Origin of the sequence: Delftia sp. WSY_7, assembly GCF_043104845.1 — a bacterium.
In the GTDB taxonomy this organism is placed as follows: Bacteria; Pseudomonadota; Gammaproteobacteria; order Burkholderiales; family Burkholderiaceae_C; genus Comamonas; species Comamonas tsuruhatensis.
On the sequence record NZ_JBICLB010000034.1, the window covers coordinates 561,043 to 575,784 of the forward strand.

Here is a 14,742-nt window from a genome sequence, read left to right on the forward strand (position 1 = left end):
CTCACTCCTCCGTGCCGGCGTTCCAGAAGGCCTGCAGCACTCCGGGCAGTGCCTCGATGGCGGCGATCACGCGGTCCAGCTCGTCGGAGTCCACCGAGGTGGCGTAGAGCATGGCCTCGATCTCGGTGTCCTGCGGGCCGAAGGCATGGGTTTCCACGCCGCGCACGGGGTAGCTGGCGTTCTCCAGCAGCTCCAGCATCTGCTCGCGCACATCGCCCTGGGCGCCGCGGTGGCAGATGGCGTAGACGTAGTAGGTCGACTCCGTGGATTCGTCATCCACCGGGCGGCGGTTGATGCGGTTGACCACGGGGCGCAGCAAGGTGTTGCTGGCCAGCACGAACAGCGTGGCCAGGCCCGCCTCGGCCACCAGGCTGGCGCCCGCGCAGGCGCCCACGGCGGCCGAGCCCCACAGCGTGGCCGCCGTGTTCAGCCCGGTGATGTTGGCCCCTTCCTTCATGATGGCGCCCGCACCCAGGAAACCCACGCCCGAGACCACGTAGGCCACCACGCGCGTGGCGCCCTCGGCCCCGCCCAGGCGCACGGCCAGGTCCACGAAGACGGCCGCGCCCACGGCGACCAGGGTGTTGGTGCGCAGCCCCGCCGTGCGCTGGCGCACCTGGCGCTCCAGGCCGATGAGGGCGCCGAACACGAAGGCCGTGGTCAGGCTGACGAAGGTGTCCAGCATGGCGCCGGGGTTGAGGTTCTGCAGGGCCTGCATGGGGTTCCGGGCTTTCCTGGTGAATGGGTTGAAGGGGCGTTGAAAGAGGCGCCGAAGGGTGCGTCATTGCCAGCCGTAGCGGCGGATGTAGACGCGCTTGAGCAGCGTGGCCAGGCAAGCGTAGCCCAGCAATATGGCAATCATCCACGGGAAGTAGGCCGCCGGCAGCGCCTGCAGCTTGAAGTAGCCGGCCAGCGGCCCCATCGGCAGGAAGATGCCGGCCGCCATCACGGCCGCCGTGGCCAGCAGCAGCGGCCAGGACGGGCGGCTTTGCAGGAAGGGGATCCTGGGCGTGCGGATCATGTGCACGATCAGCGTCTGCGTGAGCAGCCCGATGACGAACCAGCCCGACTGGAACAGCGTCTGCTGCCCGGGCGTGTTGGCGGCGAAGACGAACCACATCAGCGCGAAGGTCAGGATGTCGAACAGCGAGCTGATGGGCCCGAAGAACACCATGAAGCGGCCCAGGTCGGCCGGGTTCCAGCGCAGCGGCTGGCGCACCAGTTCGTCGTCCACGTTGTCGAAGGGGATGGCGATCTGCGAGAGGTCGTACAGCAGGTTCTGCACCAGCAGGTGCAGCGGCAGCATGGGCAGGAAGGGGATGAAGGCCGAGGCCACCATCACCGAGAACACGTTGCCGAAGTTGGAGCTGGCCGTCATGCGGATGTACTTCAGCATGTTGCTGAAGGTGCGCCGGCCCTCGATCACGCCCTGCTCCAGCACCATCAGGCTTTTTTCCAGCAGGATGATGTCGGCCGCTTCCTTGGCGATGTCCACGGCGCTGTCCACGCTGATGCCGATGTCGGCCGCGCGCAGGGCCGGGGCGTCGTTGATGCCATCGCCCATGAAGCCGGTGATGTGGCCGTTGGCCCGCAGCGCATGCACGATGCGCTCCTTGTGCAGCGGTGTGAGCCGGGCGAACAGCTGGTGCCGTTCCACCGTCTGGCGCAGCATCTCGTCGTTCATGTGCTCGATCTGCGTGCCCAGGATGATGTGGTCTGCGGGCAGCCCCACATCGCGGCAGACCTTGGCGGCCACCAGTTCGTTGTCGCCGGTCAGCAGCTTGACGGCCACGCCGTGCGCGGCCAGGGCGGCCAGCGCCTCGGCCGTGGTTTCCTTCGGCGGGTCCAGGAAGGCGATGTAGCCGATCAGGGTCAGCTCCGACTCGTCGGCCACGCCGTAGTCGCTCTTGTGCGGCGGCACTTCCTTCATGGCCACGGCGACCACGCGCAGGCCCTCGCGGTTGAGCTCGCGCGTCACGCGGCGCACGCGGGCCAGCTGCTCCTCGTCCAGCGGGCGCGTGCCATCGCCCTCGCGCAGCCGGGTGCAGGCACCCAGGATCTCCTCGACCGCGCCCTTGCAGATCAGCTCGTGGTGGTGGCCGCGCTCGGCCACCACCACGGACATGCGGCGGCGCTCGAAGTCGAAGGGGATCTCATCGACCTTGCGGTAGTCCTCGGCCAGGCGCATCTGGGTGTGCAGCTCCACGTGTTCCAGCACGGCATGGTCGAGCAGGTTCTTCAGGCCCGTCTGGTAGTGGCTGTTGAGGTAGGCGAAGCGCAGCGTCTCGTCGCAGGGCTGGCCGAAGGCGTCGGTGTGCCGCTCCAGCACGATGCGGTCCTGGGTCAGCGTGCCGGTCTTGTCGGTGCACAGCACGTCCATGGCGCCGAAGTTCTGGATGGCGTCCAGCCGCTTGACCACGACCTTGCGGCGCGACAGCACCACGGCGCCTTTGGCCAGGGTGGAGGTCACGATCATGGGCAGCATCTCGGGCGTCAGGCCCACGGCCACGGACAGCGCGAACAGGAAGGCCTCGGCCCAGTCGCCCTTGGTGTAGCCGTTGATGAACAGCACCACGGGCACCATCACCGCCGCGAAGCGGATCAGCAGCCAGCTGACGCTGTTGACCCCGGTCTCGAAGGCCGTGGGCGCGCGGTCGTTGGAGGTCACCCGCGTGGCAATGGTGCCGAAATAGCTGCGGTTGCCCGTGGCCAGCACCACGGCCAGCGCCGTGCCCGAGACCACGTTGGTGCCCATGAACAGCAGGTTGCTGGCGTCCAGCACGCCGGTGCCATTCGATGCACTGGCGTCGGCGCGCTTTTCCACGGGCAGGGATTCGCCGGTCATGGCGGACTGGCTCACGAACAGGTCCTTGGCGCTGAGCACGCGGCAGTCGGCAGGGATCATGTCCCCGGCCGACAGCACCACGAAATCGCCGGGCACGACCTCGCGCAGCGGCACCTCGTAGCGGCGCGCCTGCTGGCCGAAGCCGCTGTGCGGGGCGTCTGCGGAGTCGGCATCTGCAGGGGCCGGTGGGCCGCCATTGCGGCGCAGCACCGTGGCCGTGCTGCTGACCATGGCCTTGAGCCGCGCGGCGGCGCGGTTGGAGCGGCCTTCCTGCACAAAGCGCAGCAGCGTGGACAGCAGCACCATGGAGGCGATGACGACCGTGGCCTTCATGTCCTCGGTGGCGTAGGAGACCACGGCCAGCAGCGTCAGCAGCAGGTTGAAGGGATTGCGGTAGCAGTACCACAGGTGCAGCCAGCCGGGCAGCGGCTTTTCGTGCTCGACCTCGTTGGGGCCGAGACGTGCGAGCGCGCCGCGGGCCTGCTCGCGGGTCAGGCCGTTCTCGCTGGAGCTGGTGCGCGCCAGCACGGCGGCGATGTCATCGCGCGAGGCGCGCAGCAGCTCGCGCGTGAGGGTCGGCGATACCGAGCGCGAGTGGTGCACGGCCGTGCCCGAGGGCAGGGCATTGCGCCGGAACAGCCCCAGGGCGTGGCGGCTGCGCAGAAACGCCTGGAACAGGTGCTTGAGGCTTTTCATGGTGACCTCCCTGGCGGCTCAGGCCTGGCTCGAACGAAGGGTGGCGCGCAGCCAGTGCCAGTTGCGCTGGCAGGCGCACAGCAGGCGGCGGCGCAGCGGCGGGCGTGCCACGGTGGCCGACTGCAGCCATTGGCGCCGCGCATGGGCAGGCAGGTGGCGGTAGACCTCGGCGCGCTCCTGCGCCGCCAGCAGGGACAGGACGTCGGCCTGCTGGCGCTGCGTGAGCGCCACGAGTGCGTGGGCGAAGAGATCGGGGCCGTGTTGCTGCAGCAGGGCGTGCAGTTGCCCGGTATGGCGTGCCGCAATGGCGGCTTGCAGGGCCAGCTGCAGGGTGCTGGCGCGGGAGGTGTGGCTGGCGCGTGCGGAGACGGGTGCTGTTGCGGGCGTGGCGCGCAGCGCGGTGATGACGTGTTGCATGGCGGGCTTCTTTCGTTGCGGCCGAAGGAAGCCCGGCACCTATCCGTCAATGGACGTGCACGGGCCTCCCGGCCGGGGCCTTGGGAAGGGGCGGAAGGGCCGCAGGCATGTGCGGCCGGACCGTATCGGAGGGGTCAGGGCAAGATCGACTCGGATCGGGGTCCATGGGGGAACTCCTTTCTGACGATGGGGCGGACAAGGCTGCGGCGCGCGCTCAGCGCGGCTGCAGGCTCAGAAAGCTGCGGATGCGGTGCGTGGGCCAGTGGGTCTGCAGGTCCAGGTGCATGGCGTGCTCCATGGCCGATGGGGCCTGGGCCTGCATCTGTGGCTGTGCCTTGGCCTGCATTGCTGCCTGGGAGGCAGCCACGCGCGTGCCGGTGGCGCCGGGGCAGGGCGCGGCAGTGGCAGGCTGCAGGCGTTGCATTGCGGGGCGGACGAACGGTGTGGACATGGCTTTCTCCTTGGCGAACCAGGAAGACTGCCGCGGGCAGGGCCGTCAAGCAGCGTGGGTCGCGCGCTGCTCGATGGCAGCCACACGGGCACGCGATCAGTGATCAACAGCCATTGGAATCTTCGGTGCAGGAGCGGCGTACCTGATGCATGCCAAGCGCAACTGCAGCGCCGGGCGGCGCGAAGATCCAACGGGAAACGCAGCAATGGAAGGAAGCCGGCCGACATGGCCGCTCCCTTCACAGGAGTCGGTCAGTCAGCCAGCAGCGTAGCCATTGCGGCGCGCTGTTTGTCACTGGTTGAACTGGCACTGTCCACGGAAGGACTCCTGAAAATGCGATCCCGCCATTGTGCCTTGCGAGCTGCCTCGGGTCAACCCTGATGTCGATGCGCCACGGGCCAGCCAGCCCTGCACGATCAGCAACTGCGCCGCGTAGTAGGTGGACAGCACGGCGGCTTGCGCCCCGTCGAAAGGCTGCACGAAGCGGTTGATGGCCAGCAGCGAGTCGCTGACCATGAAGAAGCAGGCGCCGATGGCCACGGTCCAGGCGGGCTGGCCGCCCAGGTGCCTGGCGCGGCCAAGGGCCTGCGCCGCCATCAGCGCAATGACCAGCACATAGGCGGCCACGGGCAGGCGCAGCGCGGCGGGCAGGCCGCCCTGCCAGAGCACGGCATACATGGCAACGCCCAGGGCCAGCGTGGCGGCCAGCGAGGGCCGGTGCGCAAACCAGGGCGCATCCTGGCGCAGCAGCACGATATAGGCCAGGTGGGCGAGCAGAAAGCTGGCCAGGCCCGGGATGAACAGATCGGGCAGCATCAGGAACACGTCGCCCGCCATCGAGGCCGCCAACGCCGCGGCCAGCCAGCAGGCGCCGCGCGCGGGTTTCGCCAGCGCCGAGAACGCCGCGCTGCCGCGCCACAGCTGCATGACAGCGATCAGCGCAAAGACCATGGCCAGCGGCTTGAACAGCCAGTGCCAGTGCAGCATGTCCAGCACGCTGGTGGCGGTGGCCAGCGCGCCGGCCTCGATGGCCAGGGCCACCCACAGGCTGATGCGCCTCTGCATGGCCGCGCCCAGTGCCCACTGGCAGGCCAGCAGCACGCCAAACCACAGCGCATTGCGCGCCGTCGAGGACTGGTCGGCATGCCACAGGAACAGCGACACCCCGGCGATCAGCGCCACGAACTGCAGGCCCGCAAACCAGCGCAGGCTGCGCTGCATGTCCGGTGCGTAGAGCACGCGGTGCGCGTCCAGGTCGAAGGCCGGCCTGGGAAAGCGCTGCGCCACGTCGGCAGGGCGCCACCCGGGCGGCTTGAGCCAGATGCGCAGCTTGTCGCCCCAGCGCCGCGCATGCCAGCTGTCATGGATGAGTTGCCGGTACACCACGGCGTTGGCCCACAGCGGATCCCAGCTTTGCAGCAGGCCGCGCGTGCCGTAGACGCAGGGCTCGCTGTCGTCCTCGGGCTTGAAGGTGCCGAACAGGCGGTCCCAGACGATGAGGATGCCGCCGTAGTTCCTGTCCAGGTAGCAGTCATTGACGGCGTGGTGCACGCGGTGGTTGCTGGGCGCGCAGAACCAGCGGTCGAACCAGCCCAGGCGCCGCACCTGCTCGGTATGGACCCAGAACTGGTAGAGCAGATCGATCAGGCCCACGATGGCAAACACCAGCGGCGGCACGCCGGCCAGCGCCATGGGAAGGTAGAACAGCCAGCCCAGCAGCGCGCCCGAGCTGGTCTGGCGCAGCGCCGTCGACAGGTTGTAGTCCTGGCTCTGGTGGTGCACGGCATGCGCGGCCCAGAGCACGGCCACCTCGTGGCCCATGCGGTGAAGCCAGTAGTAGCAGAAGTCGTAGAACAGCAGGGCCAGCAGCCAGCCGGGAATGCTGGTCCAGAAGGCATCGTTGCGCCACAGCGCCAAGTGCTCGAAGGCCAGCGTGTACAGGCCCACGCGCAGCAGCGTGGTGAAGACGGCGCTGGTCTGGCTGAGCATGCCCAGGCTGATGGAGCTGATGGCGTCGGCCAGCCGGTAGGCATTGCGCCCGCGCCACAGGCTCACGCCCCATTCCAGCGCGATCAGCAGCAAAAAGGCAGGAGTGGCGAAGACAATGACTTGGCTGGGTGAGAGCATGGTCAGCCGATTCTGGGCATGGCGGCGGGGCAGCGCCTTAGGCGAGAACCCTAGGACACGGAATCACAAGGGTTGAAACGGATTGCAATAAATAGGGCTTCGTGGCAAGCGTGTGGCAGGAAAATTGCGCCCTATGGCAGAATCGCCCGCTTTCCACGCGCTGGCCGTCCCTGCCCTGCAGGCCATTGCCAGCCCGCACCGCCTTCGCCGGCATGCGCCGCGCATGCCCACGCTCCATGCACCTGTCCCGACGCTCCCTGCTATCGGCTGCAGCCTCAGTGGCTGCGGCCCTTGCTGCCGCACCCGCCGCCCATGCCGCGCCGGGCGCGGGCAAGCCCTGGCCGGCAGGCGGGCCCATCACGCTGATCGTGCCCTTCGGCGCGGGCAGTGATGTGGACGCCACGGCGCGGCTGATCGCCGAAAAGCTGGGTGCGCGGCTGCGCCAGTCGGTGGTGGTGGACAACGTGCCGGCCTCCGGCGGCGTGCTGGGCGTGAGCAAGGTGGCGCGCTCGCATGCCGATGGCTACACGCTGCTGCTGGGCTTTGACGGGCCGGTGAGCATTGCGCAACTGGTGAACTCCTCCGTGCGCTATGACGCCGAGCGTGATCTGGCTCCCGTGGGCCTGACTTCGGTGGCGCCCATGGTGATCGTGGCCCGCCCTGGCCTGCCCGTGCACAACCTCAACGAGCTGATCAGCATGGCCCGCGCCCGGCCCGGCGCGCTGACCTATGCCACCCCGGGCGTGGGCACGGTGCTGCACCTGGCCATGGAGCGGCTGCAGGAGCGTGCCCGCATCCGCCTGGTCCATGTGCCCTATCGTGGCGTGGCACAGGTCACCAGCGAGGTCATGGGCGGCCAGGTCGATCTGGGCATTCTGATGACCACCGGCGCCACGCCGCTGGTGCAGCAGAAAAAGCTGGAAGGCGTGGGCGTGACCTCGGCACAGCGCATCGACGTGATTCCCGAGGTGATGAGCTTTGCGGAGGCTCCTGATTTGAAGGGCTTCGAGCTGGAAGCCTGGACCGGCCTGTTCGCCCCCGCCCGCACGCCCGAACCCGTGGTCAGCCGCCTGGCCGCCGAACTGGCCGAGGTGCTGAAGCTGCCCGAGGTCCGCAAGCGCCTGCAGGACAGCGGCGCCACGCCCGGCTCGGGCACGCCGGCCACGTTCGCCCAGTTCCTGAAAAAGGAAAAGGCGAGCTACACGCAGATCGTCAAGTCCGCCAATATCCAGGTGGAATGAGGGACTGCGCTGCAGTGCGGGCGTTCAGCTGAAAACCTCGTCGCGCGCACCGCCTTCCAGGTGCTGCACATCGCCCCAGCCAACCAGGCCCAGGCCCTGGGGCGTCCACAGCAGGCGGTTGATGGCCGCGTTGCCCAGCGCCCAGGTGCGTGGTGCCTGCACTTCCTGGTGCGTGGCCAGGCGGTAGAGCACATCCATCACGCCGCCATGCGCCACGATCACGATCTGCTCGCCTGCGTGGCGGCCGGCCAGGCGGTCCACCGTGGCCGAGATGCGGTCGCGCAGCATCAACAGCGACTCGCCGCCGCCTGCGGGCACGAACTCGGGATCGCGCTTGCGCCAGCGCAGCGCATCCTCCGGGTGGGACGCCTCGATATCGTTGAAGGTCTGGCCCTCGAAGCTGCCGAAGCAGCGTTCGCGCAGGCCCTTGTCGGCCGTCAGCGATGCGCCCGTGGTCGCGGCCACGGCCTCGGCCGTGGCATAGGCACGCAGAAGGTCGCTGCTGTAGATGGCGGCCACCGGCTCGCCCGCCAGGGCCTTGCCGGCCTGGGCGGCCTGCCAAAGTCCCATGTCGTTCAGAGGAATGTCCAGATGGCCCTGGATGCGGGCGTCCACATTCCAGGCGGTTTCTCCGTGGCGGATGGCAATGATGCGCGTGGCTTGCATGAGGGGCTGGCGTGGGGTGCTGCAAAAAGGAGCAGGCATTGTCCCGCAAGCCAGGCAAGCCTGCATCGCGCGCCGCCGTTGAAACTGGCGCGGCCCCACTCAGGGACGCCGAGCAAGAGTCGCCTCGCGGCGGGGGCGCCCAGCCGAAGGCGTCGTCCCCCTCCGCGAAGCGAGAAGGGGGAAGCGGCGCAGCCGCTCAGGGGGTCAGATCAGCGATTTTGCGTTGTCCAGCACGAAGTCGCAGGCCTTCTCCTTGAGGTCGCCCTTGAGCTTGTCGATGCTGAAGCTCTTGCCGTTGGAGCCGGTGACCAGGCCGCCCAGGCCGTTCTGGAATCCCGTGTCCTTGGGCTCTTCCTGCTTTTGCATGCCCAGCTTGCCCAGCAACTGGTCCTTGACCTGGGCCGCCTTGTCGGCATTGAGGTAGTTGTTCTTCATGCAGTAGGAGATGACGCCTGCCGCATTGCCGGCCGTGGCCGAGGGGCTCAGGCCCAGGGCGGACAGCGCGCCCGCACCGCCTGCCCCCGCACCCAGCATGCCGCCAAGGCCGGAGCCGGCGCCTTCGCTGCTGGCGGCGGCCTTGTCACCGCCAAGGCCCGAGGCCTGGCGCAGCGAGTCTCCCAGGCCCGACGCCTGGGCAGGCAGGGCGCCCAGGCCCAGCATGGCGCACAGCAGTGCGCTGGCAATGGATGTCTTCATGGATGCTTCCTTTCCGCGGAAACCCGCAGGCTCGATACAGGGCCTGAAATTAGCACGCCGTGCGGCGCAGACCTGTGCCCGATTGCAAACCTTTGCCAGAGCGGGCCGTGTCGGTCTTTCGCGTTTTCACTAGCTTTCAAAGCCGTTGGCCTGTCCATGATGGCCGCACACCATTGGCGGGCCGCGGCGGCAGTCTTGTTATTTGGAAATGGCTTTTAAGTATAAAAATCAATTCAACAAGCTGAAAAAGTTATTTAAAGTGGGGCGCACCTATATGGCCCGCTTCTTGCGGCGCCCGGGCTGCTGCGTCGCATGGCCGCCGCCTTTCCAATCAATCCACAGGGGAGCAGACAAATGATCATGAAGATTCTGGGCAGTTCTTTGCTGGCCGCAGGCCTGTTGACCTCGGCCGCGCTGGCCCAGGCCGAGACCGTGCGCTGGGCGCGCGGCTCCGATCCGACTTCGCTGGACCCGCATGCCTTCAATGTCGGCACCAATTTCGTGCTGCTGCACCAGATCTACGAAACCCTGGTCATCCGCTCGGCCGACGGCAAGCTGGTGCCCACGCTGGCGACCTCGTGGAAGATGACCTCCGACCCGTCGGTCTGGGAGTTCAAGCTGCGCCCCAACGTCAAGTTCCATGACGGCACGCCGTTCACGGCGCGCGACGTGGTCTTCTCGCTGAACCGCGCCAAGGGCGAGAACGCCCAGGTCAAGTCCCTGCTGTCCTCGATGGAGGAGGCCAAGGCCGTTGACGATCTCACGGTGCAGGTGAAGACCAAGGGCCCGAACCTGATCTTCCCCGACAACCTGACCAATCTCTTCATCATGAGCGAGAAGTGGTCCAAGGCCAACGGCGCCGAGACCACGCAGGACACGGCCAGCAAGACCGAGAACGGCGCCACGCGCGCGGCCAACGGCACGGGCGCCTATGTGCTGGCCAGCCGCGAGGTCGATTCGAAGACGGTGATGAAGCTCAACCCCGACTATTGGGGCAAGGGCCAGTTCCCGCTGCAGGTGACCGAGCTGGTCTACCTGCCCATCAAGTCGCCGGCCACGCGCGTGGCGGCCCTGCTGTCGGGCGAGGTGGACTTCGCCCAGGACATTCCCGCGCAGGACGTGGCGCGCCTGAAGCAGGACAAGCGCCTGCGCATCAATGAAGGCCCCGAGAACCGCTCCATCTTCCTGGGCCTGAACGTGGGTGCGGCCGAGCTCAAGAGCAGCAACGTCAAGGGCAAGAATCCGCTGGCCGATCCCAAGGTGCGCCAGGCCATCGAGCTGGCCATCGACCGCGATGCGATCAAGCGCTCGGTGATGCGCGGCCTGTCGATTCCCACGGGCGTGATCGCGCCGTCGTTCGTCAATGGCTACGACAAGGCCTTCGCGGCCTATCCCAAGGCGGATGCCGCCAAGGCCAAGCAACTGCTGGCCGAGGCGGGCTACCCCAACGGCTTCACCATCACGCTGAACACGCCCAACGACCGCTATGTGAACGACGAGGCCATCGCCACGGCGGTGGCCGGTTTCCTGGGCCGCATCGGCATCAAGACCGAAGTCTCGGCCCGGCCGATCGCCATGCACAGCGTCTCGCTGACCAAGGCGGACAGCGACTTCTACCTGTACGGCTGGGGCGTGCCCACCTATGACTCGGCCTACATCTTCGACTTCCTGGTGCACACGCGCGGCAAGGACAGCCGTGGCGCGCAGAACGCGACGCACTACAGCAATGCCGATGTGGATGCCAAGATCCTGTCCCTGTCCTCGGAGAGCGACAAGGCAAAGCGCGATGCCACCATCAAGAGCATCTGGGAGACCGTGCAAAAGGAGCGCTTCTACATTGCGCTGCATGACCAGGTGATCCACTTCGCGTCCGTGCCCCGGCTCAATGTGCCCGTGCACCCGGACAACGCGCTGCACTTCAAGTTCGTCAAGTTCGAGAAGAAGTAAGCGCCGATGCTGGTCCATCTGCTGCGCCGGCTGGGCCAGTCCGCCCTGGTCCTGCTGGCCGTCTCCTTTGTCTCGTTCATGGTGTTCCGCCATATCGGCGATCCCACGATCAGCCTGCTGGGCGAGGACGCGACGGTTGCCGAGCGCGAGGCGCTGACGGAAAGCCTGGGCTTCAACAAGCCCGTGCCGCTGCAGTACCTGGCATACGTGGGCAAGGTGCTGCAGGGCGACCTGGGCATCTCCTACCGGCTCAAGCGCCCCGTGACCGAGATCATTGCCGAGCGCCTGCCCGCCACGCTGGAGCTGGCGATGACGGCGGCGCTGTTCGCCCTGGTCATCGGCGTGGCGCTGGGCGTGTACACGGCCATACGGCGCGAGGGATGGCTGAGCCGCTCGATCATGACGGTGTCGCTGGTGGGCGTGTCCCTGCCCACCTTCCTGATCGGCATCGCCCTGATCTACCTGTTTGCCGTGGAGCTGCGCTGGCTGCCGTCCTTCGGGCGCGGCGAGACGGTGAAGCTGGGCGGCTGGGAGACCGGGTTGCTGACGGCTTCGGGCTGGTCGGCGCTGATCCTGCCGGCCATCACGCTGGGCTTCTACAACATGACCCTGATCATGCGCCTGGTGCGCGCCGAGATGCTGGAGGTGCTGCGCGCCGACTACATGCGCTTCGGCCGTGCGCGCGGGCTGCGTGAGCGCGATCTGTACTTCGGCCATGCGCTGCGCAATACCCTGATTCCCGTGATCACCATCGCGGGCCTGCAGATCGGCTCGCTGATCGCCTTTGCCATCGTCACCGAGACCGTGTTCCAGTGGCCCGGCGTGGGCCTGCTGTTCATCTCCTCCATCCAGGGTGTGGACGTGCCGCTGATCGCCGCCTACCTGATGTTCATCGCGCTGCTGTACGTGGGCATCAACCTGCTCGTCGATTTCCTGTACGTGATCGTGGACCCCCGCTTGAGAAACCGATGACCGATTCCGCCAAACAAGCAATCCCTCCCACGGGCTGGCGCGCCAGCGACTCGCCGGTCAAGCGCGCGTTTGCACGCTCGCGCCTGGTGCAGGCGGCGGCGCTGGTGCTGGCGCTGATCGTGGCGGCCACGCTGCTGTCGCCCTGGCTGGCGTGGCAGAACCCCTTCGATCCGGCCAATCTGGACCTGATGGATGCCTTCACGCCGCCGGGCCAGGCGGGCACCAGCGGCACGCTGTACGCGCTGGGATCGGACGACCAGGGCCGCGATGTGTGGAGCGCCATCCTCTACGGGCTGCGCATGTCGGTGCTGGTGGGCGTGTCGGCCGTGGGGCTGTCCCTGCTGATCGGCGTGCCGCTGGGCCTGGTCTGCGGCTATGCGGGCGGCTGGTTCGACACGCTGATGATGCGCATCGCCGATGTACAGCTGACCTTTCCCGTGATCCTGGTGGCGCTGCTGGTCTTCGGCATCGCACGCGGCCTGCTGCCCGAGGGCTACCGCGACGACATGGCGGTCTTCGTGATCATCGTGGCCATCGGCCTGTCCGACTGGGTGCAGTACGCGCGCACCGTGCGCGGCGCGGTGATGGTGGAAAAGCACAAGGACTACGTGCTGGCGGCCCAGCTCATAGGCCGCAGCCGCGTGGCCATCCTGGTGCGCCACATCCTGCCCAACCTGCTGGCGCCCATCCTGGTCATCGCCACCATCAGCTTCGCGCATGCCATCGTGGCCGAGTCCACGCTGTCCTACCTGGGCGTGGGCCTGCCGCCCACCCAGCCTTCGCTGGGCACGCTGATCCGCATCGGCCAGGGCTTCCTGTTCTCGGGCGAGTGGTGGATATTGCTGTTCCCCTCGCTGGTGCTGCTGGCGCTGGCGCTGTCCGTCAACCTCGTCGGCGACTGGCTGCGCGACGCACTGAACCCCAAGCTGCAATGAGCACGACACAACAATCCGGGCAGCCCCCCGCACAGCCTGCGGTGCTGAGCGTTCGCGGCCTGTCCGTCACCTTCGACACCTACAAGGGCCCCGTGCAGGTGCTGGACGATGTGTCCTTCGATATTGCGCCCGGCGAGATCCTGGGCGTGGTCGGCGAGTCTGGCGCGGGCAAGTCCATGACGGGCGCCGCCGTGATCGGCCTGATCGAGCCGCCGGGCCGCATCTCGGCCGGCACGGTGCAGTTGCGCGGCGAGCGCATCGACACGCTGCGCGGCGAGGACCTGCGGCGCATACGCGGCCGGCGCATAGGCTCCATCTTCCAGGACCCGCTGACCAGCCTGAACCCGGTCTATACCGTGGGCCGGCACCTGGTGGAGACCATCCGCACGCACCTGCCCGTCTCCGAGAAGGAAGCCGAGGCACGCGCGCTGGCCCTGCTCGAAGAGGTGGAGATCCCGCAGGCGCGCGAGCGCATGGCCCAGTATCCGCACCAGTTCTCGGGCGGCATGCGCCAGCGCGTGGCCATTGCCCTGGCGCTGTGCGCCGAGCCCGAACTCATCATTGCCGACGAGCCCACCACGGCGCTGGACGTGTCCGTGCAGGCGCAGATCATTGCCCTGCTGCGCCGCGTGTGCAAGGAGCGCGGCGCGGCCGCCATGCTGATCACGCACGACATGGGCGTCATCGCCGAGACGGCCGACCGCGTCATGGTCATGTACCAGGGCCGCGTGCTGGAAACCGGCCCCGTGCGCCAGGTGCTGGACGCGCCGCAGCAGCCCTATACCCAGGTGCTGATGGGCGCCATTCCCAGCGTGCACCACCGCGTGCAGCGCCTGCCCGTGCCCGAGGTGGGCGGCGGCCCGGCCGCGCCCGCCGTGCCCTGGCAGCCCAGGGCCGGAGCGCAGGAGCCCGCGGCTGCCCTGCTGGAGGTCAGGGATCTGTGCAAGGAGTTCGACCTGTCCAGCGGCTGGCTGGCCCGGCTGCTGGCGCGCGAGGACAAAAAGGTCCTCAAGGCCGTGGACGGCGTCAGCTTCTCCATCCGCAAGGGCTCCACCTTCGGCCTGGTCGGCGAGTCCGGCTCGGGAAAATCCACGGTGGCGCGCATGGTGGCCGGGCTGACGCCGCCCACCAGCGGCACCGTGCTGTTCGACGGCGTGGACAAGTGGAGCCCGGCCGCCCAGACCGTGGCCATGCGCCGGCGCTTCCAGATGATCTTCCAGGACCCGTATGCCAGCCTGAACCCGCGCTGGACCGTGCAGGAACTGATTGCCGAGCCCCTGCAGGTGCTGGCCCTCACAGCCGGCAAGGACGAGACGGCCGAGCGCGTGCAGGAGGCGCTGCGCCGCGTGCGCATGAAGCCCGACGATGCGCGCAAGTACCCGCACCAGTTCTCGGGCGGGCAGCGCCAGCGCATCGCCATCGCGCGCGCCCTGGCCAGCCGGCCCGAATTCATCATCTGCGACGAGCCCACCTCGGCGCTGGACGTCTCGGTCCAGGCCCAGGTGCTCAACCTCATGCGCGACCTGCAGGAGGAGTTCGGCCTGACCTATCTGCTGATCAGCCACAACCTCGCCGTGATCCGCCACATGTGCGACGACATCGGCGTCATGCAGCGCGGCCGCCTGGTCGAGGCCGGCGAGGCCGGCGCCGTGCTCGATGCACCGCAGCATGCGTACACGCGTGCGCTGATGGCTGCCGTGCCTGATATGGAGCATGTGCACTGAGGCAAGTGCACTGCCATGGCTTGGC

At 67.9% G+C, this 14,742-nt stretch carries 12 protein-coding genes; 5 read left to right on the forward strand and 7 right to left on the reverse strand.

All coding sequences use genetic code 11. The features are described from left to right. Position 1: 1 nt before the first annotated feature. From ACF8ME_RS17365 to ACF8ME_RS17385, 5 genes are all read right to left on the reverse strand, one after another. Complete coding sequence (locus ACF8ME_RS17365) at positions 2–718, reverse strand: MgtC/SapB family protein (RefSeq protein WP_012203158.1); 717 nt, start codon at positions 716–718, stop codon at positions 2–4. 63 nt (positions 719–781) lie between these two features. After that, a complete protein-coding gene (gene mgtA, locus ACF8ME_RS17370) occupies positions 782–3,541 on the reverse strand; it encodes a magnesium-translocating P-type ATPase (protein ID WP_392417568.1) in 2,760 nt (919 codons plus the stop codon). Positions 3,542–3,559: 18 nt separating this feature from the next. Next, positions 3,560–3,958, reverse strand: a complete 399-nt coding sequence (locus tag ACF8ME_RS17375) for a hypothetical protein (protein WP_392417570.1) — start codon at positions 3,956–3,958, stop codon at positions 3,560–3,562. Positions 3,959–4,172: 214 nt separating this feature from the next. After that, on the reverse strand, positions 4,173–4,409 hold the full coding sequence (locus ACF8ME_RS17380) for a hypothetical protein (RefSeq protein ID WP_392417572.1): 237 nt from the start codon (positions 4,407–4,409) through the stop codon (positions 4,173–4,175). Between the two features lie 291 nt (positions 4,410–4,700). Next, positions 4,701–6,536, reverse strand: coding sequence for a lysoplasmalogenase family protein (locus ACF8ME_RS17385; protein WP_392417574.1), 1,836 nt, complete (start codon positions 6,534–6,536; stop codon positions 4,701–4,703). Positions 6,537–6,772: 236 nt separating this feature from the next. Here ACF8ME_RS17385 and ACF8ME_RS17390 point away from each other — a divergent pair, with 236 nt between their 5' ends. Further along, positions 6,773–7,777 carry a tripartite tricarboxylate transporter substrate binding protein gene (locus tag ACF8ME_RS17390; RefSeq protein WP_043789951.1) on the forward strand — a complete coding sequence of 335 codons (1,005 nt, stop codon included), beginning with the start codon at positions 6,773–6,775 and terminating at the stop codon, positions 7,775–7,777. Positions 7,778–7,801: 24 nt separating this feature from the next. Here the strand turns inward: ACF8ME_RS17390 and ACF8ME_RS17395 are convergent, their stop codons facing one another. Further along, on the reverse strand, positions 7,802–8,443 hold the full coding sequence (locus ACF8ME_RS17395) for a histidine phosphatase family protein (protein ID WP_277849371.1): 642 nt from the start codon (positions 8,441–8,443) through the stop codon (positions 7,802–7,804). A 204-nt stretch (positions 8,444–8,647) separates the two neighbouring features. Further along, complete coding sequence (locus tag ACF8ME_RS17400; RefSeq protein ID WP_016446524.1) at positions 8,648–9,139, reverse strand: DUF2501 domain-containing protein; 492 nt, start codon at positions 9,137–9,139, stop codon at positions 8,648–8,650. 354 nt (positions 9,140–9,493) lie between these two features. Here ACF8ME_RS17400 and ACF8ME_RS17405 point away from each other — a divergent pair, with 354 nt between their 5' ends. From ACF8ME_RS17405 to ACF8ME_RS17420, 4 genes are read left to right on the forward strand one after another with little or no spacing between them, the layout of a single operon-like run. Further along, positions 9,494–11,086 (forward strand): ABC transporter substrate-binding protein, encoded by a 1,593-nt coding sequence (locus tag ACF8ME_RS17405; protein WP_016446523.1) that lies wholly within the window; start codon positions 9,494–9,496, stop codon positions 11,084–11,086. 6 nt (positions 11,087–11,092) lie between these two features. Next, positions 11,093–12,058, forward strand: coding sequence for an ABC transporter permease (locus ACF8ME_RS17410; protein ID WP_016446522.1), 966 nt, complete (start codon positions 11,093–11,095; stop codon positions 12,056–12,058). After that, positions 12,055–12,993, forward strand: coding sequence for an ABC transporter permease (locus ACF8ME_RS17415; protein WP_012203172.1), 939 nt, complete (start codon positions 12,055–12,057; stop codon positions 12,991–12,993). The genes ACF8ME_RS17410 and ACF8ME_RS17415 overlap by 4 nt, the downstream gene beginning before the upstream one ends. Continuing rightward, complete coding sequence (locus ACF8ME_RS17420; protein WP_392417577.1) at positions 12,990–14,717, forward strand: dipeptide ABC transporter ATP-binding protein; 1,728 nt, start codon at positions 12,990–12,992, stop codon at positions 14,715–14,717. The genes ACF8ME_RS17415 and ACF8ME_RS17420 overlap by 4 nt, the downstream gene beginning before the upstream one ends. Positions 14,718–14,742 lie beyond the last annotated feature (25 nt).

Coding starts and splice junctions, on each gene's coding strand:
- ACF8ME_RS17365 (WP_012203158.1), bottom strand. CDS start 718: ATGCAGGCCCTGCAGAACCTCAACCCCGGCGCCATGCTGGACACCTTC.
- mgtA (WP_392417568.1), bottom strand. CDS start 3,541: ATGAAAAGCCTCAAGCACCTGTTCCAGGCGTTTCTGCGCAGCCGCCAC.
- ACF8ME_RS17375 (WP_392417570.1), bottom strand. CDS start 3,958: ATGCAACACGTCATCACCGCGCTGCGCGCCACGCCCGCAACAGCACCC.
- ACF8ME_RS17380 (WP_392417572.1), bottom strand. CDS start 4,409: ATGTCCACACCGTTCGTCCGCCCCGCAATGCAACGCCTGCAGCCTGCC.
- ACF8ME_RS17385 (WP_392417574.1), bottom strand. CDS start 6,536: ATGCTCTCACCCAGCCAAGTCATTGTCTTCGCCACTCCTGCCTTTTTG.
- ACF8ME_RS17390 (WP_043789951.1), top strand. CDS start 6,773: ATGCACCTGTCCCGACGCTCCCTGCTATCGGCTGCAGCCTCAGTGGCT.
- ACF8ME_RS17395 (WP_277849371.1), bottom strand. CDS start 8,443: ATGCAAGCCACGCGCATCATTGCCATCCGCCACGGAGAAACCGCCTGG.
- ACF8ME_RS17400 (WP_016446524.1), bottom strand. CDS start 9,139: ATGAAGACATCCATTGCCAGCGCACTGCTGTGCGCCATGCTGGGCCTG.
- ACF8ME_RS17405 (WP_016446523.1), top strand. CDS start 9,494: ATGATCATGAAGATTCTGGGCAGTTCTTTGCTGGCCGCAGGCCTGTTG.
- ACF8ME_RS17410 (WP_016446522.1), top strand. CDS start 11,093: ATGCTGGTCCATCTGCTGCGCCGGCTGGGCCAGTCCGCCCTGGTCCTG.
- ACF8ME_RS17415 (WP_012203172.1), top strand. CDS start 12,055: ATGACCGATTCCGCCAAACAAGCAATCCCTCCCACGGGCTGGCGCGCC.
- ACF8ME_RS17420 (WP_392417577.1), top strand. CDS start 12,990: ATGAGCACGACACAACAATCCGGGCAGCCCCCCGCACAGCCTGCGGTG.